At 70.8% G+C, this 17104-nt stretch carries 14 protein-coding genes; 6 read left to right on the plus strand and 8 right to left on the minus strand.

Annotated elements, in window-relative coordinates; translation table 11 throughout:
- Positions 1 to 113: 113 nt before the first annotated feature.
- The 4 genes from J8403_RS31550 to J8403_RS31565 form a co-directional block, all read right to left on the minus strand.
- A complete protein-coding gene (locus J8403_RS31550; protein ID WP_211126135.1) occupies positions 114 to 944 on the minus strand; it encodes a thioredoxin domain-containing protein in 831 nt (276 codons plus the stop codon).
- A gap of 63 nt (positions 945 to 1007) precedes the next feature.
- Positions 1008 to 1709 carry a hypothetical protein gene (locus J8403_RS31555; protein WP_246586079.1) on the minus strand — a complete coding sequence of 234 codons (702 nt, stop codon included), beginning with the start codon at positions 1707 to 1709 and terminating at the stop codon, positions 1008 to 1010.
- A gap of 44 nt (positions 1710 to 1753) precedes the next feature.
- Positions 1754 to 2725, minus strand: a complete 972-nt coding sequence (locus J8403_RS31560; protein ID WP_211126136.1) for a thioredoxin domain-containing protein — start codon at positions 2723 to 2725, stop codon at positions 1754 to 1756.
- 89 nt (positions 2726 to 2814) lie between these two features.
- Positions 2815 to 4140 carry a DUF2252 domain-containing protein gene (locus tag J8403_RS31565; protein ID WP_211126137.1) on the minus strand — a complete coding sequence of 442 codons (1326 nt, stop codon included), beginning with the start codon at positions 4138 to 4140 and terminating at the stop codon, positions 2815 to 2817.
- Positions 4141 to 4354: 214 nt separating this feature from the next.
- Between J8403_RS31565 and dnaE the strand changes: the two genes are divergently transcribed.
- A complete protein-coding gene (dnaE, locus tag J8403_RS31570) occupies positions 4355 to 7900 on the plus strand; it encodes a DNA polymerase III subunit alpha (RefSeq protein ID WP_211126138.1) in 3546 nt (1181 codons plus the stop codon).
- Between the two features lie 122 nt (positions 7901 to 8022).
- Here the strand turns inward: dnaE and J8403_RS31575 are convergent, their stop codons facing one another.
- Positions 8023 to 8202, minus strand: a complete 180-nt coding sequence (locus J8403_RS31575) for a hypothetical protein (RefSeq protein WP_093461070.1) — start codon at positions 8200 to 8202, stop codon at positions 8023 to 8025.
- 289 nt (positions 8203 to 8491) lie between these two features.
- Between J8403_RS31575 and J8403_RS31580 the strand changes: the two genes are divergently transcribed.
- The 5 genes from J8403_RS31580 (at position 8492) to J8403_RS31600 (ending at position 13699) form a co-directional block, all read left to right on the plus strand.
- Complete coding sequence (locus tag J8403_RS31580) at positions 8492 to 9805, plus strand: NYN domain-containing protein (RefSeq protein ID WP_211126139.1); 1314 nt, start codon at positions 8492 to 8494, stop codon at positions 9803 to 9805.
- 240 nt (positions 9806 to 10045) lie between these two features.
- Positions 10046 to 10843, plus strand: a complete 798-nt coding sequence (locus tag J8403_RS31585; protein ID WP_211126140.1) for an IPT/TIG domain-containing protein — start codon at positions 10046 to 10048, stop codon at positions 10841 to 10843.
- A gap of 67 nt (positions 10844 to 10910) precedes the next feature.
- A complete protein-coding gene (locus J8403_RS31590) occupies positions 10911 to 11951 on the plus strand; it encodes an ABC transporter ATP-binding protein (protein ID WP_211126141.1) in 1041 nt (346 codons plus the stop codon).
- A gap of 75 nt (positions 11952 to 12026) precedes the next feature.
- A complete protein-coding gene (locus tag J8403_RS31595; protein WP_211126142.1) occupies positions 12027 to 12929 on the plus strand; it encodes an ABC transporter permease in 903 nt (300 codons plus the stop codon).
- Positions 12930 to 13087: 158 nt separating this feature from the next.
- Positions 13088 to 13699, plus strand: a complete 612-nt coding sequence (locus tag J8403_RS31600; protein WP_374212280.1) for an ABC transporter permease — start codon at positions 13088 to 13090, stop codon at positions 13697 to 13699.
- Positions 13700 to 14080: 381 nt separating this feature from the next.
- Here the strand turns inward: J8403_RS31600 and ybaK are convergent, their stop codons facing one another.
- Genes ybaK through J8403_RS31615 form a run of 3 tightly spaced genes read right to left on the minus strand, consistent with a single transcriptional unit; the run spans position 14081 to position 16982 of the window.
- Positions 14081 to 14578 (minus strand): Cys-tRNA(Pro) deacylase, encoded by a 498-nt coding sequence (gene ybaK, locus J8403_RS31605; protein WP_211126144.1) that lies wholly within the window; start codon positions 14576 to 14578, stop codon positions 14081 to 14083.
- 11 nt (positions 14579 to 14589) lie between these two features.
- Positions 14590 to 15330 (minus strand): LON peptidase substrate-binding domain-containing protein, encoded by a 741-nt coding sequence (locus tag J8403_RS31610; protein WP_093461062.1) that lies wholly within the window; start codon positions 15328 to 15330, stop codon positions 14590 to 14592.
- Between the two features lie 56 nt (positions 15331 to 15386).
- Positions 15387 to 16982 carry an oxidoreductase gene (locus J8403_RS31615; protein WP_211126145.1) on the minus strand — a complete coding sequence of 532 codons (1596 nt, stop codon included), beginning with the start codon at positions 16980 to 16982 and terminating at the stop codon, positions 15387 to 15389.
- Positions 16983 to 17104: the final 122 nt, after the last annotated feature.

A 17104-nucleotide genomic window follows, 5' to 3' on the forward strand; every position in this document is an offset into this window, starting at 1 on the left:
CCACCACCGCGGCCGCCGGGCCACCGCTGCCGCCGTCGTCGCCGGGCCACAACGCCGTCGGCGGGCGCGCCCCAGGGGGCACGCCCGCCGACTCGGCCGGGAAGGGCCGGACGCTACTTCTCGAGGTTCTGCTTGACGAGCGGGGTGAACTGGTCCGGGGTCATCGGCGGGTTCTGGCCCACCTCCAGCTTCTTCCCGTTGAGCTTGAAGGTCGGGGTGGCGTCGACGTCCTTGGTGTCGTTGAACGACTTGGACATGGCCAGCGCCCACCGGTCGTAGGTGCCGTTCTTCACGGCCTTCTCGAAGGCCGTGTTGCCCTTCAGCTCCTTGACCTGCTGGGCGACGTCGATCAGCTTCTGGTCGTTCGCGAAGGCGTCATCGGTCTCCTGGGGGTGGTTCTTCGGCGCGTACAGCGCCTCCTTGTAGTCCAGGAACGCCTGCGGGCTGACGTTGAGCGCCGCGCCGAGCGCGCTCAGCGCGTTCTTCGAGCCGGCGCCGGGCATCTGCTTGTTGTCGTCGAGGAAGGTGCCCATGGTGAACTGCGCCTTGTAGGTGCCGTCCTTGATGTCCTTGAGCACGGTCGGGCCGGTGAACTTCTCGAACTGGGCACAGACCGGGCAGCGCATGTCCTCGTAGACGTGCAGGGTGTTCTTGGCCTTCTTGTCGCCGATGACGACCGTCGTGCCCTGGGAGCCGCTGGTGTGGGCGGGCTTCGCGAACGTCTTCTTCTCGGCCGCCGCCCGCCACTTCTGGTTGGCGTCGTCCGACGAGTCCATGTTGGTGACGGCGTAGCCGATGCCGCCGGCTATCGCGAGGACCGCGACGACCGCGCCGCCGACGAACAGTTGGCGCCGCATCCGGTCCTTCTTGGCCTGGCGCTCGCGCTCGGCGCGCAGCCGCTCGCGCGCGGCCTGCTTGTTCTGCTGGTTGTTGCGGTTGCTCATGATGGATCGATCTCCGTGGGTGTGCGTCGTCGGTGATGCGTACGGGGGTGTGGATCGCTGTGCTCAGGCAGCGGCCGAGCAGGGCGGTCCACGACGCACCACGGAGTGCACGAGGAGAGGGAGCGCCGGCGCCGGGCGCACCGGCCGTACGGATCGCGGGGCCGGGCGACGACGGGGCCGCAGGGCCGCGGCGTGGGCCGCGACGGCCAGCAGCAGCGGCCGGAAGGCGAAGGCGGCCAGGGAGGCCAGCAGACGGCTCAGGGCGGCTTCGCCGCGCCGCAGCCAGGCCGAGGCGAGCAGACCCACCGCGACATGCGCGGCGAGCAGCAGCCAGGGGGTGGCGGAGCTCACGGCGGCCGCCAGCGGGGTGCCCACGCCGTGCTGGGAGACCCCGGGCAGCGGACTGCCGAGATCGCCGCCGCCGCACAGCACGGTGACCCCCATGGAGCGCAGGGATCCCGCCACGGGGCCGCCGGACTGGCCGTAGCACGCCTGCTGGCCGGTGGTGAAGATCGTGTCGGCGGCCAGCTCCAGCGGGATCAGCAGGGCCGCTATGGACCAGAAGCCCCGCTCCCGGCCCGCGAGGGCGTAGGCGACGGCGAAGACGGCCACCGAGAGCGCGCCGACGGTGCCCAGCGGCAGCGGGGCCGCCGACAGCAGGACATGCGAAGCCGAGGACAGCATGACGCACAGCGCGGTGAAGAGCGCCGCGCGCACTGCCCTCAGCTGCGGTCCGGTGCCGTCCATGACTTCGAATTCTGCCATGAACGGCTGTAGGGACCATGTGAAGAATCGGCCCCGGCGGCCGGCTAACCGCCCTTGAGCTGCTTGTCCACCGCTTCCGTGAACTCCGTCGCGGTCATCGGCGTGGAGCCGCCGCTTCCGGTCAGCTGGGAGCCGTCGAGCTTGACGGTGGGGGTGCCGTTCACCCCGGAGGCGTCGAAGTCGGCGATCATCTTCTTCGCCCAGGGGTCGTAGGTGCCCTCGCGCAGCGCCTCCCGGAAGGAGGCGTTCGTCTTGAGCGCGTACACCTCCTGGGAGATGGTCAGCAGCTCGTTGTCGTCGGCGTAGGAGTCCTTGCTCTCCTCGGGGTGGTTCTTCGGCGACATCAGGGCGGCCTTGTAGTCGAGGAAGGTGTCGGTGCTCACGTCCAGGGCCGCTCCGAGGGCGCTCAGGGCGTTCGCGGAGCCGCTGCCGCCCATGCTCTTGTCGATGATGGCGGCGAAGTGGAACGAGACCTTGTACTTGCCGGCCTTGATGTCCTTGGCGATGGTCGGCCCGACCGCCTGGTCGAAGGAGGCGCACGGCGGGCAGCGCAGGTCCTCGTAGACGTCGAGGGTGTGCCCGGCATCGGCCTCGCCGATCACCACGGTGGTGCCGCCGGGACCGGAGCTGTGGGCGGGCGCGACGAGGTTTCCCGGGCCCTGTGAGCCACCGGAGCCGTCCGGGCCCGGGACTCCCGGCGGGCCCTGGACGACATCGTCCGATGAGCCGCCCCCGGAGCCCTTGTCGTCATCCGTGATCAGGAGAACGCCCGCGACCACCGCGGCGGCCACCGTCACCGCCACCACGGCCGTCAGCCCGGCCTTGCGCTGCGGGTCCGCCGGGGCGGGAGCGCCGCCCCAGGGCCCGCCGCCCGGCCCGGGCGGCGGGGGAGCGGGCGGGAAGCCCGGCGGCTGGGCCGGAGGCGGCGGATGACCCGGCTGCGGGTGCTCCGGCTGCTGGTACGGGTTCTGCTGCGGGTTTTGCTCGCCCCCCGGCGGCTGCTGTCCAGGCCACATGACCGGTAACCATAGGGGGGCGAGCAGACAGCGGCCATGGCCGGGGGACGATCAGGGGCCGGGGTGGCGATCAGAGCCCGGCGTGACGATCAGAGCCCGGGGATGCGGCCGTTGCGGAACAGGTCCACGAAGATCTGGTGGTCGGCCCGGGCGCGGGCACCGTAGGAGTGCGCGAAGTCCACCAGGAGGTCGGCGAAGCCGTCCTCGTCGGCGGCGATCACCGCGTCGATGGCGCGCTCGGTGGAGAACGGCACCAGCGAGTGGCCGCTCTGGTCGTCGGCGGCCGCGTGCATGGTGGCCGTCGCCCGCCCCAGGTCGGCCACGACCGCCGCGATCTCGGCCGGGTCGTCGATGTCGGACCAGTCGAGGTCCACCGCGTACGGCGACACCTCGGCGACCAGCTGCCCGGCCCCGTCCAGCTCGGTCCAGCCCAGCCACGGGTCGGCGTGGGCCTGCAGCGCGCGCTGGGAGATCACCGTGCGGTGGCCCTCGTGGTGGAAGTACGACCGCACCTGCTCGTCGGTGATGTGCCGGGAGACCGCCGGGGTCTGCCCCTGCTTCATGTAGATCACCACATCGTTCTCCAGGGCGTCGCTGTTGCCCTCCAGGAGGATGTTGTACGAGGGGAGCCCGGCGCTGCCGATGCCGATGCCCCGGCGGCCCACGACATCCTTGACGCGGTAGGAGTCCGGGCGCGAGAGACTGGACTCGGGGAGCGTCTCCAGATAGCCGTCGAAGGCGGCCAGGACCTTGTAGCGGGTGGCCGCGTCCAGCTCGATGGACCCGCCGCCGGCCGTGAAGCGGCGCTCGAAGTCGCGGATCTCGGTCATCGAGTCCAGCAGCCCGAAGCGGGTCAGCGAGCGGGCGTCACGCAGCGCGTCCAGCAGCGGACCCTCGGCGGTCTCCAGGGTGAAGGGCGGCACCTCGTCGTTCTTGGCGCCGGTGGCCAGGGCGTGGATGCGCTCGCGGTAGGCGCCGGCGTACGTCCGCACCAGCTCGGAGATCTTGTCGTCGCTGAGCGCCTTGGTGTAGCCGATGAGCGCCACGGAGGCGGCGAAGCGCTTCAGGTCCCAGGTGAAGGGGCCGACGTAGGCCTCGTCGAAGTCGTTCACATTGAAGATCAGCCGGCCGTTGGCGTCCATGTAGGTGCCGAAGTTCTCGGCGTGGAGGTCGCCATGGATCCACACCCGGCTGGTGCGGTCGTCCAGGTACGGCCCGCCGGCGCGCTCCCGCTCCACATCGGAATAGAACAGGCAGGCGGTGCCGCGGTAGAACGCGAACGCCGAGGCGGCCATCTTCCGGAACTTGACGCGGAAGGCGGCCGGGTCGGCGGCGAGCAGCTCGCCGAAGGCGGTGTCGAATACGGCGAGGATGTGCTCGCCGCGCTGTTCCGCCTGGGTCTGCTGGTTCGACATCGCGGAACGCCTCCTGGGGCATGAGGGATGTGATCGGTGTGGCAGATACGACAGGGTATGTTCCGTCGCGCCAGGTGCGCGCGAAGACCGGATGACCCGTCGGGATCAACGCCTGAGGCTACTCGTGAGTGCCCGGCTCCTGTCAGTGCGGAGGGGTAACCTTCGGAGCTGTCTCGCCCTGCCGTCATCGATTGTTCGCCGGAGGTCTTCCACCGTGACCAAGCCGCCCTTCACGCACCTGCATGTCCATACCCAGTACTCGCTGCTGGACGGTGCGGCGCGGCTCAAGGACATGTTCAACGCGTGCAACGAGATGGGCATGACCCACATCGCCATGACCGACCATGGCAACCTCCACGGTGCGTACGACTTCTACCAGCAGGCGACGGGCGCCGGGGTCACGCCGATCATCGGGATCGAGGCGTATGTGGCGCCCGAGTCGCGGCGCTACAAGCGGCGTGTCCAGTGGGGCCAGCCGCATCAGAAGCGCGATGACGTCTCCGGTTCCGGTGGTTACACCCACAAGACCATCTGGGCGTCGAACAAGACCGGTCTGCACAACCTCTTCCGGCTCTCCTCGGACGCCTATATGGAGGGCTATTTCGTCAAGTGGCCGCGGATGGACAAGGAGACCATCGCCCAGTGGTCCGAGGGCCTGATCGCCTCCACCGGCTGCCCCTCGGGCGAGCTGCAGACCCGGCTGCGGCTCGGCCAGTTCGACGAGGCGCTCAAGGCCGCCTCCGAGTACCAGGACATCTTCGGCAAGGACCGGTATTTCCTGGAGCTGATGGACCACGGCATCGAGATCGAGCGCCGGGTCCGGGACGGGCTGCTGGAGATCGGCAAGAAGCTGGACATCCCGCCGCTGGTCACCAATGACTCGCACTACACGTACTCCCGCGAGGCGACGGCCCATGACGCGCTGCTGTGCGTCCAGACCGGCAAGAACCTCTCCGATCCGGACCGCTTCCGCTTCGACGGCACCGGCTATTACCTGAAGTCCACGGAGGAGATGTACGCCATCGACTCCTCGGACGCCTGGCAGGAGGGCTGCCGCAACACCCTGCTGGTCGCCGAGCAGATCGACGCCACCGGCTGGTTCGAGAAGCGCGACCTGATGCCGCGGTTCGACGTCCCCGAGGGGTATACCGAGGTCACCTGGTTCCAGGAGGAGGTCAAGAAGGGGATGGCCCGCCGCTTCCCCGGCGGCGTCCCCGAGGACCGTCAGAAGCTCGCCGAGTACGAGATGGACGTCATCATCCAGATGGGGTTCCCGGGCTACTTCCTCGTGGTCGCCGACTTCATCATGTGGGCCAAGAACAACGGCATCGCGGTCGGCCCCGGCCGTGGCTCCGCGGCCGGTTCGATCGTCTCGTACGCGATGGGCATCACCGACCTCGACCCGGTCGAGCACGGGCTGATCTTCGAGCGGTTCCTCAACCCCGAGCGTGTGTCCATGCCCGATGTCGACATCGACTTCGACGAGCGTCGGCGCGGTGAGGTCATCCGGTACGTCACCGAGAAATACGGCCATGACAAGGTCGCCCAGATCGGCACCTACGGCACCATCAAGGCCAAGAACGCCATCAAGGACTCGGCCCGCGTGCTCGGCTATCCGTACGCGATGGGCGACCGCATCACCAAGGCCATGCCCGCCGACGTCCTCGGCAAGGGCATCCCGCTCTCCGGCATCACCGATGAGAAGCACCCCCGCTACAGCGAGGCGGGCGAGGTGCGCGGGATGTATGAGAACGAGCCGGATGTGAAGAAGGTCATCGACACCGCGCGCGGTATCGAGGGCCTGGTGCGCCAGATGGGTGTGCACGCCGCCGGCGTGATCATGTCGAGCGAGACGGTGACCGACCACGTCCCGGTCTTCTCGCCGAAGAACGACGGCCAGGTCGTGACCCAGTGGGACTACCCCACCTGTGAGTCGCTCGGCCTGCTGAAGATGGACTTCCTGGGCCTGCGCAACCTCACCATCATGGACGACGCCGTCAAGATGGTGCGCGCCAACAAGGGCATCGATCTGAAGCTGCTCGATCTGTCCCTGGACGACCCCAAGACCTTCGAACTGCTCTGCCGCGGTGACACCCTCGGCGTCTTCCAGTTCGACGGCGGCCCCATGCGGTCCCTGCTGCGCATGATGAAGCCCGACAACTTCGAGGACATTTCCGCCGTCTCGGCCCTCTACCGGCCGGGCCCGATGGGCATGAACTCGCACATCAACTACGCGCTGCGGAAGAACGGGCAGCAGGAGATCACCCCGATCCACCCCGAGCTGGAGGAGCCGCTCAAGGAGGTCCTGGGCATCACCTACGGCCTCATCGTGTACCAGGAGCAGGTGCAGAAGGCCGCCCAGGTGCTCGCCGGCTATTCGCTCGGCCAGGCCGACCTGCTCCGCCGGGCCATGGGCAAGAAGAAGCAGGAGGTCCTGGACAAGGAGTTCGTGCCCTTCCAGAAGGGCATGCGCGAGCGGAACTACTCCGACGAGGCCATCCAGGCGGTGTGGGACGTCCTGGTCCCGTTCGCCGGATACGCGTTCAACAAGGCGCACTCCTCCGCGTACGGCCTGGTCACCTACTGGACCGCGTACCTCAAGGCCAACTACCCCGCCGAGTACATGGCGGCACTGCTCACCTCGGTGCGTGACGACAAGGACAAGTCGGCGGTCTATCTGAACGAGTGCCGTCGCATGGGCATCAAGGTGCTGCCGCCGAACGTCAATGAGTCCGAGGCCAACTTCACCGCTCAGGGTGATGATGTGATCCTCTTCGGTCTCACGGCGGTCCGGAACGTCGGTCAGAACGTGGTGGAAGCGATCATCCGTGGCCGTAAGGCCAAGGGGAAGTACGCCTCGTTCCCGGACTACCTGGACAAGGTCGAGGCGGTGGTGTGCAACAAGCGCACCACGGAATCGCTGATCAAGGCGGGCGCCTTCGACGAGATGGGCCACACCCGTAAGGGGCTCACGGCGCACTACGAGGCGCTGATCGACAATGTCGTCGCGGTCAAGCGCAAGGAGGCCGAGGGGCAGTTCGACCTCTTCGGCGGCATGGCCGGTGACGGCGGGGACGGCGAAGGCCCGGGCTTCGGCCTGGACGTCGAGTTCTCTGACGTCGAATGGGAGAAGACCTATCTGCTGGCCCAGGAGCGGGAGATGCTGGGCCTGTATGTCTCCGACCATCCGCTGTTCGGCATCGAGCATGTGCTGAACGAGAAGGCGGATGCGGCGATCTCCGCGCTCACCGGGGGTGAGCACGCGGACGGCGCGATCGTCACCATCGGCGGCATCATCTCCGGTCTGCAGCGCAAGATGACCAAACAGGGCAACGCCTGGGCCATCGCCACCGTGGAGGACCTGGCCGGCTCCATCGAGTGCATGTTCTTCCCGGCCACCTACCAGCTGGTCTCCACCCAGCTCGTCGAGGACGCGGTGGTCTTCGTCAAGGGCCGCCTCGACAAGCGCGAGGACGTGCCCCGGCTGGTCGCCATGGAGCTGATGGTCCCCGATCTGTCCGAGGCGTCGGCCAACGCGCCCGTGACGATCACCATTCCCACGGTCAAGGTCACCCCGCCGCTGGTCGAGAAGCTGGGCGAGGTGCTCACCCACCACCGCGGCGCCACCGAGGTGCGGATCAAGCTCCAAGGGGCGCGGAAGACCACCGTGCTGCGGCTGGACCGGCACCGCGTCACCGCCGATCCGGCGCTCTTCGGGGATCTCAAGGTGCTGTTGGGGGCGTCCTGCCTGGCCGGATGAGCGCCCGGCGGCCCTGACGCCGGCGCGAACGCACCAGGGGCGCGCCCGCATCGGGCGCGCCCCTGGGGGGCCACGGTCACGCGGCCTGCCACCGCGGTGGCCCAGCGCCGGTGCGCGGTGCGTCAGTTGTGGCCGAAACTCTTCTGCCGGCCCTTACGGGCCGTCGAGGGGCTGCCCTCCGGTCGCATCGCCTGCGACTGCCCCTCCATCGACGGCTGCTGCTCGGCGGAGCGGTCGGCCGTGCCGCGCTCCTGACGCTGTTCCTGCTGCTGCTTGCGATCGCGGTTCTTGTTCTTGCCCATGGTGGTGTTCCTCCGGTTGGGATCAGCCCCCTGGCGAAGGGCCCTGCCGGGAGAAGCCCTTCGGGAAGAAACAGTGACATGCCGCGGTGACCCGTGCATTTCGGGCAATTACGGTGAGTGAGAAGGAGGGTATTGGCGGGTAGGCCGTATCCGCCACGCCGGTGATCCAGTTCGGACTGATAACCCCCGCACGGTCGGGCAGACTCGAAGAAAGTCGAAAACCACATCCGGGGCACGGCTGTGCGCGGGGGGCGACCGAGGACTGGACCGTCAGGAAAGAGGGTGGAACGTGGACCGCTGCGTCGTCCTGGTGGACGCCGGGTATCTGCTGGGCGCCGCCGCGAGCCTGCTGGCCGGGGAGCCCGCCCGATCGCGTATCTCCGTCGACCACGCGACCCTCATCCAGGGCTTGCGGGAGCGCGCCGAGACCGAGACCGAGTGCCCGCTGCTGCGCATCTACTGGTTCGACGGCGCCCCCGACCGGGTGCCCCAGCCCGAGCACCGGCGGCTGCGCGTGATGCCCCGGGTGACCGTACGGCTGGGCGCGCTCACCCGTAGTGACGGCCGCTGGGCCCAGAAGGGCGTGGACGCCGCCATGCACGCCGAGCTCACCGAGCTCGCCCGCAACCGGGCCTGTGCCGACATCGTCCTCGTCACCGGCGACGGAGACCTGCTGCCCGGACTGATGTCGGCCAAGGAGCACGGCGTCGCCGTCCACCTCTGGGCGGTCCAGGCCGCCGACGGCGACTACAACCAGTCCGAGGACCTGGTCGCCGAGGCCGATGAGCGGCGCGTCCTCGACCGCGCCTGGATCACCAGGGCGGTGCGCGCCAAGGAGCTTCCCGGGCCCTGTGCGCCCGTCTCCGAGCCCCGCCCGGAGATCGCGGCCATTCTCTCCGCCCCGCTGCCGGAGACGGCCGCCGCTGCCGCCGCGGCCGCGGCCGGGTCACCCGGCACGGCGGAGGCCCCTGGCGGCCGTAACGGCGCCGCCCGGCCCGGCGCCGAGGTGACCGGCCCGGCCGCCGCCCCCGGCCGTCCCGCCGCCCCGGCCCCCGAGCCGGGCGCGGACGGCGTGGCGGCGGGCGCCGGCAAGGGGGTGCCCACCCCCAAGGACCTCGCCGACCTGGGCCGCGGCCCGGCCGCGCCCGGCGGCCAGACGGAGCGGCAGCAGGCCGCCGGGGCCACCCTGCGCTGGTCCTCCGACAAGGGCTGGATCGACCGGGGCCCCGGCGCGGTGGGGGAGCCGCCGGAGACCGCCAACCTCCCCATGCTGGCCCAGCTCACCAGCGCGGAGCAGCGCTGGGCCGACCGCGAGGAGGACATCACGGCCGTCAGCGGCGACCCGTTCGAGGTCGGCCAGGTCTTCGCCCGCCGCTGGACCGACCGGCTCGCCGAACCGGGGCCCCTGCGCCAGATCTCCACGGAGTACCCCCGCATCCCGCACCGCATCGACGGTGAACTGCTGCGCTACGCCGCCCGCTTCGGGCTGCTGGCCCACAAGGACGACCAGATCGACGAGCACGACCGCTATGCGATCCGGGCGGGCTTCTGGCGCGAAATCGACCTCCGCTCGGCCGCGGAACACGCCCAGACGGGCGGCTAGCGCCGCTCCGCACAGCCAGCCCTCCGGTGTCTGAGGAGCGGGGTCCAAGGGGGCTCACTCTGGGCGGGGCGCGCCGTCCCGCGCCCGCCGCTCCGCGCCCGCCGTAATGCGCCCCTTGCGCCTGTTGTTCCGCTTGTCCGATTGCTTCAATCGACTGCAACCGGGAGGCAATCGGCTTTCGGGGACGGCTCGCCGAGGGCCCGGCGCGGTCACCGGCCGTATGCGCCAAGGAGGATGACCATGGCAACTCTCACGTCATTGGTGAACCCCGCCACCGGCACCGACCAGGGCAAGGCCGGGGACACGGTCACGCTGAGCGGCTCGGGCCTCGCGGACACCACCCGGGTGAACTTCGGGGCGGAACCGGTCGTCCCCAGCACCGTGACCGCCGGTGCGGTCACCGCGACCGTTCCGGCGCTGTGTGCCGATCAGTACCGCGTCACCGTCACCGCCCGGACCTCGACGACCAGCAACTTCTTACCCTTCTTCGTCATCCCCGCGCCGGTCTGCCACGGCCTGAGCAGCAATGCCGGACCGGCCGGGCCCACTGCGGTCACGCTCCTCGGCACGGGCTTCCTGACCGCCACCGGCGTCACCTTCGGATCGGTCGGCGCGGCCACCGGAACGTTCCCGCCCGCGACCGACGGCGAGCTCACCGTCACCACACCCGCCCACACCACCCCCATCGCGGGCTGCACCGACACGGTGGACGTCACCGTCACCTCCCTCGGCGGAACGAGCGTCCCCATGGGGAGCGGCTGTGCGTACACCTTCTACGACGCCCCCAGCGCCGTCTCCGTCACCCCGGCGGCGCAGCTTTCCGGCCAGAACGTCACGATCAGCGGCACCTGTCTGCTCGACGCCACCGCGGTGGCCCTCAGCGACGGGCTCACCCAGACCCCCGCCACCTTTGTGAACCTCTCCCCGACCCAGATCCTCGCCGTCGTGCCCGTGGTGCTCCCCGGGACGTACTCCGTCCTCGTCACGACCCCCGGTGGCACCGACACGACCGCGCCGCCGACCCTGCTCGTCCTGTGATCCTCCGATCCGTCCCCGAGGGCCCCGGGGGCGGGAGCGGGTGTTTGGGCGCGTACCCTCATAGCTCGTGAGGACGGGCGCGAAACAGGCGACGAGCGGCGATGTGGTGTGCACCGTGCGCGGCCTGGTCAAGACCTATCCCGCGGCGCGCGGCCGCCGCGGCGCCCCCGCCACGCCCGCCGTCCGGGCCAGCGACGGCATCGATCTCGATGTGGTGCGCGGCGAGGTCTTCGGGCTGCTCGGGCCCAACGGCGCCGGCAAATCCACCCTCGTACGGCAGCTCACCGGCCTGCTGCGGCCCGACGAGGGCAGTGTGCGGGTGCTCGGCCACGATCTCGTACGCCACCCCGAGCGCGCCGCCCGGCTGCTGTGCTACCTCGGCCAGGACTCGACCGCGCTGGACGAGCTGACCGTCGCCCTCGCCGCCGAGACCACCGCGCGGCTGCGCGGGCTGGAGGCCCGCGCGGCCCGTGCCGAGCGGGACGCGGTGATCGAGGAACTGGGGCTCGGGGAGATCGCCGGGCGCCCGCTGAAGAAGCTCTCCGGCGGCCAGCGGCGCCTTGCCTGTGTCGCCGCCGCGCTGGTGGGGGAGCGGCCGCTGCTGGTGCTGGACGAGCCCACCAGCGGAATGGACCCCGTCGCCCGGCGCGCCGTATGGGCGGCCGTGGACCGGCGGCGGGCCGAGCGGGGCGTGACGGTGGTGCTGGTCACCCACAATGTGATCGAGGCGGAAACGGTTCTGGACCGGGTCGCCGTGCTGGACCGCGGCAAGGTCATCGCCTGCGACACGCCCGCCGGGCTGAAGGCGCTGGTCGCCGACGAGGTGCGGCTGGACCTGGTGTGGCGCACCGAGCCGCCACTGGACGTGCCCGAGGTCGCCGCCCTGCGGAAGGCCGCCGAGGCGGCCCGGGCCGCCGACGGCGTCTCCGGCCGGCGCTGGACGCTCCGGCTCCCGCCGGACGAGGCGCGCGCCGCCATCGCCACCGTGACCGGTGGCCCCGCCTTCGCGGCGCTGGACGATTTCACCCTTGCCACGCCGAGCCTGGAGGATGTGTACATCGCCCTGGGCGGCCGTGCGGAGGGCGCGGAGGGGCTGGTGAAGGCGTGACCGCCGGGGCGAGCCGGTGAACACGTCGGTGACCGTGACCGTAAGAGCCGTAGAGGCGAAGAGGAGCCGCGCAACGTGAGTGTCATGCCCGCCGTGTCCGGTGTGTCCGGGACCACTGGTGTGCCTGGTGTGTCCGGTGCTTCCACTGGGCTGCCCAGTACGCCCGGTGTCTCGCCCGGTGCCTCCGGTACGTCGGGGGCGTCCGGTGAGGCCGGGGACCTCCCCGCGCCGCTGGCGGCGCGGGCGCGGCTCTTCCCCGCGCTCGCCGCGGTCTACCGCGCCCAGCTCTCGCGGGCCCGGGTGGCCCGGATACCGCTGCTCTTCGTCGCGACCTTCCAGTCCATCGGGATCATGATCCTGATGCGCGGAGTGGTGGACGGCGGGAGCGAGGCGCGGTCGGTGGTGGCCGGGTCGAGCGTACTGGTCGTCGCCTTCGTGGCGCTCAACCTGCTCGCCCAGTACTTCGGCCAGCTCCGGGCCAGCGGCGGGCTCGACCACTACGCGACCCTGCCGGTGCCGCCCTCGGCCGTGGTGCTCGGCGCGGCCGCCGCGTACGCCTCCTTCACCGTGCCCGGGACCATCGTCACCGCGGTCATGGGCAGTGTGCTTTTCCAACTGCCCATGACGCACCTGTGGATCCTCCTGGCAGTGATCCCCCTCTCCGGCGCCGCCCTCGCCGGACTCGGCGCCGTGCTGGGGCTGCTCGCCCCGCGCCAGGAACTGGCCACACTGTGCGGGCAGTTGGGGATGTCCGCCGCGTTGCTGCTCGGAGTGCTGCCCGCGGACCGGATGCCGCAGGTGGTGTCGTACGCGCGCGATCTGCTGCCGTCGACGTACGGTGTGGAGGCCCTGGCCCGGACCTTCGACGGGCAGCCCGACTGGTGGGTGGTCTGCGCCGACCTCGGGGTGTGCGCCGGGGTGGCCGTGGTGTCCCTCGCCGCCGCGACCTGGGCCTATCGGCGGGCGGCCGTGCGGTGACGCGCCGCAGCGAACGTCCCGCCGACCGAAGTACGCCGTCCGCCTGGCACGATGACGGGGTGACCGCACCGTTGACGCCACATGATCCGCCTCCGCCGCACGAGGACCCCGCCGAGGGACGCCCCCCGGCCCACGGGCAGCCTGCCGGGGACTCCTCCGTGCCGAATCCCTCCGGGTATCCCCAGCACCCCGAGTACCCTTCCGGCCATCCGGAGGACTCCGAGTACTCCGAGCCGGGTCCCGAGTTGCGCGCCGAACTGGTGCAGGCGTCGGTGGTCGCCATCGCGGTGGCGGTCTCCGGGGTGCTTCTGGGTCTGCTGTGGCTGTGGTTGGCGCCGAAGGTTCCGCTGGTCTCGGACGGCTCCGCCGTCTATCTGAAGAACTCGGAAGGGGAGGACGCGATCGGCGCGGACGGTGTGTTCACGCTGCTCGGGCTCGCCTTCGGGGCCGTCTCGGCCCTCATCGTCTTTCTGCTCTTCCGCCACGGCGGTATCGCGCTGGTCATCGGCCTGGCGATCGGTGGGGTGCTCGCCTCGGTGATCGCCTGGCGGCTGGGCCTCTGGCTGGGGCCCACCTCGGACGTCGTGGCCCACGCCAAGGAGGCCGGTAAGGGCGTCACCTTCGACGGACCGCTCAAGCTGGGCGCGAAGGGGGCGCTGCTGGCGTGGTCGGTGGCGGCGATGGTGATCCATCTGGCGCTGACGGGGCTGTTCGGCCCCCGCGACCCGGAGCCCGCGCTGCCGCCGGTGGCGAGCCCGGAAGCGCGCTAGAGAAGCGGCTCGGCCCATCTCAGGCGTGCTGCGGGGCCCTGCGTGAGCGTGCTGGGGCCTCACAGCGGCTGGGGGCGGCGTCCGGCGGATCGTGACGCCTGCGGCGGACTGTTCCCCACCCCGCCCCTTCCCGAAACTGGGGCTCTGCCCCAGACCCCGGTTCCGGGGTGGGGCATCGGGCTGCGGTGGGGCAGGCTGCGCCCCATCCCGTCCCTTCCCGCAGCATCGATATGCGGCTCGGCCGCGTGCTGGGGCTCCGCCGCGGACCCCGGACGTCCTTCGGGCGTGTCCTCAAGCGCCGGACGGGCTGAAATCAGCCCGTCCGGCGCTTGAGGACCGGGGTCCGGGGCGGAGCCCCGGCGGCACGAGCCACCGTGAGTGCTATACGCGGGCGATCGGCGCCAGTACCGCGTCCGTCAGCGACGCCAGGTCTCCCGGCGAGAGCTCGACCTCCAGCCCCCGGCGGCCCGCGGAGACACAGATCGTCTCGTAGGCGGTGGCCGACTCGTCCAGGGCCGTGGGAAGGCGCTTGCGCTGGCCGAGCGGGGAGATCCCGCCCCGCACATAGCCCGTGGTGCGCTCGGCCGCCGCGGGGTCGGCCATCGTGGCGCGCTTGCCGCCCACCGCCGAGGCGAGCGCCTTGAGGTCGAGCGTGGCCGAGACCGGCACGATGGCGACCGTAAGGCGGTCATCGACGCTCGCGACAAGGGTCTTGAAGACCCGGCCCGGTTCGACGCCGAGCGCCTGGGCGGCCTCCTCGCCGTAGGAGGGGGCCGCCGGGTCGTGCTCGTAGGAGTGCAGGGTGAAAACCGTGCCCGCCGCGGTGAGGGCGGTGGTGGCGGGGGTGCCCGCCGAGGTCTTCTTGGTCTTCTTGGGCATATTCGTCCGCGTCAGTTGGGGCTGGTGGGACCGCGGGTCAGATCGACGGCCGGGAGCGACGGGAGCTTACCGATGACGGCGCTCTCGGCGCGAAGGAGTTTCAGCTCGTCGGCCAGCCGGCTCGCGGTGTCCGGCGCCTGCAGCAGCCGCTGCTTCGCGGGCGTGTCGAGCACGGCCGCGGCCGCCACCAGATAGGAGAGCACGGACGGTTCGCCCGGCAGGTCCTGCTCGTTCGCCAGGGTCCGCTCACGGGCGCCCGCGAGCCGCTTCTGGTACATGCGGAAGGCCCGTACGACCCCCGAGGCCAGCGCCCCGGCACCCTCGCCCTGCTCCTCCTCCAGCTCCTTGACCTCGGCCGTCAGATAGGGGCCTGAGGAGTCCACGGAGACCAGCTCGAAGCGGGTGGTGCCGGTGGCCAGCACCTCGAAGGTGCCGTCCTCCTGCTCCCGGATGGTGGCCGCGTCCGCCACGCACCCCACGGCGTAGAAGGACTTGGCGGGATCGGGTCCGAACCCGGCCGTGGGGCCGGGGTCCGGCCGCGTGACGGAGTCCGGGAGGCCGACCGCGCTCGGGGCGACCTCATGGCCGTCCCGGATCGCGATCACCCCGAACCGGCGCGGCGCGTCCTCGGGAAGCGCCGACAAGTCGCGCATCAGGGAGCGGTACCGCTGCTCGAAGACGTTCAGGGGCATGACGAGCCCCGGGAACAGCACCGTGTTCAGCGGGAAGAGCGGAAGGCGCGCGGAGGTCACGGGGCGTAAGCCTAATGGCCCCGCGCGTTTCCTTGTCATGGCGCCGCAGCAGCCGGTCACTGGCGCCGCAGCAGCCGGGACGCGCCGGCGGCGACCGCGGTGGCCAGCACCCAGCCCAGCAGGATCATCACGATGGACGCCCATTGGACGGCGCCGTCCGGTCTCCAGTAGCCGTCCATGCCCAGATCGATCACCGGGATCAGCAGATCGAGCGTGTACAGCGAGGCGTTCCAGTGCGGGGATTCATCGGGCTTCAGCGCCTCCGGCCGGTTGTGGGCGAAGAACACCGAGCCGACCGCCCACAGCACCGCCATCCACACCGCGGCCCGGCCCGGGCGGTAGCCGTAGGCCACCGTCCAGTCCTGGAGATAGCCCCACACCTTTCCGGCGAGCGGCAGCGTCTCCCGGCGGCGGCGCTGCTTGGCGAGCTGAACCTCGCGCGCGTCGGCGTCCTCGCCGCTGGCCCGCATCGTGTTGGCCAGCATCTCGTACGGCTCGGGCGCGTACTCGGGGGTCGCCGCGGCCACCCACTCCAGCCGCCGGGCCAGCGGGAAGTGGCCGCGCGGGATCAGGCACTCATAGCTGAACCCGGCCATGGTCAGCCCGCCCGGCCCCGGCCAGCTCACCGACTTGTCGACAAGATTGACCACCCGGGCGCCGGAGAGGATCACCCGTCCCCGCTGCGGCCGCTCCCCGAGGAAGCGCAGCTCGGGGGTCTGGACCCGGCGCAGCGAGAGCTCCTGGTCGTTCTCCATGATGAAGCGGGCCTGGTCGAAGTCGATGGCGTCGCCGATCCGCCCGTCGTCCAGCCGGAGCCCGCCCTCGCATTCGAAGCGCTGGATCCGGGTGCCCCGGGTGGGGGTGGAGGCGGTCCCGTACGGCGGGGTGGAGCCGCTGGAGTACGTGCTCACCCCGCCCGCGGTGAGGTAGAGGCTGCGCTCCACGGTGAGCTGCGGCGCGTTGAGCGCGCGGCGGCCGTAAGGGTTGCGCAGCCGGCTGCCGCGCAGGCTGAGCGACACGCCGATCTGCGCCCCGCGCAGGCTCAGCTCGCCATAGGACTCGATCATGTCGGCCTGGAAGTCCTGGGCGACGGTCAGCCCGTCGGCGCTGATCGACATGCCCCGGCGGTCGCGGCGCACGATCAGCTGGTTGAGCAGTAAATCCGTGCCGATATGGGCGTCGGTGAGCCGGATCCCGTGTTCGACCACACAGCGCGGCAGATGAAGATCGCCCTCCGTGCGCAGCCGGGCCGCCTCCAACCGCGGAAGGGCGCAGCCCACCAGGCGCAGAGTGGTGAACTGCGCCTCGGGGAGCAGCACCTCCCGCTCGAAGCGGCAGTTCTTCAGCTCCACATAGGGCTCGATGTTTCCGCCGGCCAGATCGAGCGTGCCGGTGATGTGCACCCCGTTGAGCTTGAGCGCGGCGACCCGGCCCGGCTGCGCGGGCGGTCCGTCCAGCAGCAGGAGGGCCACGACACGCGCGCGGACACTGCGCTCCGGGCCCCAGGCGTACGGGCCGGAGGGGTCGTTCCGCTGGGGGTGCGACGTGCGCAGATCATGGGTGCTGCCATTGCGGAACGCCTGCCACATGCCCCATTCGGCGGTGGTCAGATCGAGGCCCGGGGGTGGGTCGCCATCGTGCGGCTCGGTCACAGCCGTGTCCCCTCCTGATTCTCCGTGTCCCCGTACGGAGCACATTCCCGCTGAGTAACCGGTTGAACGCCAACGGTCAGGGTCAACTTAGGGCGTCCGTATCACTGACTGATACGGGGGGA

Origin of the sequence: Streptomyces yatensis, assembly GCF_018069625.1 — a bacterium.
In the GTDB taxonomy this organism is placed as follows: Bacteria; Actinomycetota; Actinomycetes; order Streptomycetales; family Streptomycetaceae; genus Streptomyces; species Streptomyces yatensis.